At 73.9% G+C, this 2,345-nt stretch carries 3 protein-coding genes; 2 read left to right on the forward strand and 1 reads right to left on the reverse strand.

The window, feature by feature from the left end:
• A partial coding sequence (locus DI269_RS02580) for an ABC transporter ATP-binding protein (protein WP_115509830.1) occupies positions 1-315 on the forward strand: 315 nt, incomplete at its 5' end.
• Positions 302-1,474: an ABC transporter permease gene (locus DI269_RS02585; protein WP_112133577.1), complete on the forward strand. Its 1,173-nt coding sequence runs from the start codon at positions 302-304 to the stop codon at positions 1,472-1,474. The genes DI269_RS02580 and DI269_RS02585, both read left to right, overlap by 14 nt.
• 85 nt (positions 1,475-1,559) lie before the next feature.
• On the opposite strand, the gene DI269_RS02590 is transcribed toward DI269_RS02585, so the two are convergent.
• Positions 1,560-2,345: helix-turn-helix transcriptional regulator (locus tag DI269_RS02590; RefSeq protein WP_232822587.1), on the reverse strand; the 786-nt coding region annotated here is incomplete at its 5' end.

Raw genomic sequence — 2,345 nt, forward strand, 5'->3', positions numbered from 1 at the left:
GCCGCCGCGGCCGCCCTCGACCGGGTCGGGCTCGGGCACCGGACCGGGCACCGCCCGCACCAGCTGTCCGGCGGCGAGCGCCAGCGCGTGGCCATCGCACGGGCGATCGTCGGCGGGCCGCGCCTGCTGCTCGCCGACGAGCCGACGGGGAACCTCGACTCGGCCTCGGGCGCAACAGTGATGGGCCTGCTGCGGGGGCTCCACGAAGGAGGGACCACGATCGTGGTGATCACGCACGACCGGGACATCGCGGCGGGCCTGCCGCGGCGGATCGAGATGCGCGACGGGCGGATGGTGCGCGATGCGCTGGACTGACCTGCTGCGCGTCGGCGCCCACGGCCTGCGGGCCCGCCCGCTGCGGGTGACGTTGTCGGCCATCGGGATCGCGATCGGCATCGCGGCGATGACGGCGGTCGTGGGGATCTCCTCGTCGAGTTCGGCCGAACTCGACCGCAAGCTCGATGAGCTGGGCACGAACCTGCTGACGGTGGCGCCGGGGCAGTCGCTGTTCGGCGGCGAGTCGCAGCTGCCGCTGGAGGCGGTCGCGATGATCGAGCGGATCGGGCCGGTCGAGTCGGCCGCGGCGACCGGGACCGTCCCGGACGCGAAGGTGTACCGGACCGATCAGATTCCCGAGAACGAGTCGGGCGGCATCGCGGTCAAGGCCGCCGACGCCGACCTGCTCGACGTCGTCGGCGCCTCGCTCGCCGAGGGGCAGTGGATCGACGGGGCCGCCGGGGACTTCCCGGCCGCGGTCCTCGGCGCGGACGCGGCCGCGGCGCTGGGCGTGGGCGCGGGCCCTGACGTACAGATCTGGCTGGGCGGGCAGTGGTTCGCGGTGGTCGGGGTGCTGGAGCCGGCGGAACTGGCGCCCGAACTCGACAACGCCGCGCTCGTCGGCTGGGACGCGGCCGAGGCGTACCTGGGCTTCGACCTGCACGCCACGCAGGTCTACACGCGGGCCGCCGAGTCGGCGGTGACCGACGTGCAGGCCGTGCTCGGGGCGACGGCGAACCCGGAGCACCCCGAGGAGGTCGAGGTCTCGCGGCCCTCGGACGCGCTGGTCGCGGCCGAGGCGGCGGAGGCGTCGTTCACGGGGCTGCTCTTGGGGATCGGCGCGGTGGCGCTGCTCGTGGGCGGGGTCGGGGTGGCGAACACGATGGTCATCTCGGTCCTGGAGCGGCGCGGCGAGATCGGCCTGCGCCGGTCCCTGGGGGCGACCCGGGCGGACGTGCGCGGGCAGTTCCTCACCGAGTCGCTGCTGCTCTCGCTCCTGGGCGGCGCGGGCGGGGTGGCGCTGGGGTCGCTGATCACCGCGTCCTATGCGGCGTGGCAGGGCTGGCCGCCGACGATCCCGGCGTGGGTACTCGGCGGCGGGGTGGTCGCGACGGCCGCGATCGGCGCGGTCGCGGGGCTCTACCCGGCGGTGAAGGCCGCGCGGTTGTCGCCGACCGAGGCGCTGACCTCGCATTGAAGAAAGGGCGGCCCCCGGTGAAAGCCGGTCGGGCCGCCCTGCTAAATTATGAGGGGAAGGCCGGTTGGGCCTTCTTTTTTTGTGCCTATGAACGGGTCAGCGGACCCAGGACTGCGATGAGCTTGAGCTTCTCCTCGGCCTCGCTTCGGGGCGCGGCGGTGAGCACGAGCAGCAGCTGCGACTGGTCCTCGGTCCACAGCGTCTGGCAGTCGACCTCGATCGGGCCCACCTCGGGGTGGACGATCGTCTTGTGGTCGGTGAAGCGCTTGGCGACCTGGTGCTCCTCCCACACCGCGACGAACTCCGGCGAGGTCTTCGACAGGGCGCGGACCAGTTCCCCGGCCTTCGACTTCGCGCCCATCGAGCCGTAGGCGGCGCGCAGCGTGGCGACGACGGCGCGGCCCTGGCGGTCCTGGTCGTCGGCGGGGTAGCGGTCGCGCTCCTTGGGGCGGGTGAACCAGCGGTAGGCGTCGTAGCGGTCGAGGCCGGTGAACGAGGTCCAGTCGCCGAACAGGGCCTTCGCGAGGTCGTTCTGGACGAGGGTCTCGCCGAGGTTCGACAGGATCAGCGCCGGGGTGTCCGTGAGCCGGTCGAGGACGCGCAGCAGCGCGGGGGCGACGTGGGTCGCCTCAGACACGCGCGTGGGGACGCCGTGGCCGGCCATCTGGAACAGGTAGTCGCGCTCCTGGTCGGTCAGGCGCAGGGCGCGGGCGAGCGAGGCGAGCATCTGGACGCTCGGCTGCGGGCCGCGCCGCTGTTCGAGTCGGGTGTAGTAGTCGGTCGACATCGCCGCGAGCGCGGCGACCTCCTCGCGGCGCAGGCCGGGCGCGCGGCGGCGGGCGCCGGGCGGGAGCCCGACGTCCTCGGGCCT

The sequence above is a fragment of the Glycomyces dulcitolivorans genome (assembly GCF_003265355.1).
Lineage (GTDB): Bacteria > Actinomycetota > Actinomycetes > Mycobacteriales > Micromonosporaceae > Glycomyces > Glycomyces dulcitolivorans.